The organism is Neisseria sp. P0014.S009, from assembly GCF_051958155.1.
Classification (GTDB): domain Bacteria; phylum Pseudomonadota; class Gammaproteobacteria; order Burkholderiales; family Neisseriaceae; genus Neisseria; species Neisseria flavescens_C.
On sequence record NZ_JBQCVS010000278.1, the window covers coordinates 1 to 234 of the forward strand.

The following is a 234-nucleotide window of genomic DNA, read 5'->3' on the forward strand; positions in this document are numbered from 1 at the left end:
GCTCGGAGATGTGTATAAGAGACAGGACTACTAGGGTATCTAATCCTGTTTGCTCCCCACGCTTTCGTGCCTCAGTGTCAGTGCTGGTCCAGGTAGTCGCCTTCGCCACAGATGTTCCTCCCGATCTCTACGCATTTCACTGCTACACCGGGAATTCCACTACCCTCTACCGCACTCTAGCCTGCCAGTATCCAATGCAATTCCCAGGTTGAGCCCAGGGCTTTCACATCAGAC

The 234-nt window shown here is 53.4% G+C and carries 1 rRNA gene; it reads right to left on the minus strand.

From position 1 onward, the window contains the following. A 16S ribosomal RNA gene (locus tag ACTHS4_RS12640) occupies positions 1–234 on the minus strand; the annotation flags it as partial.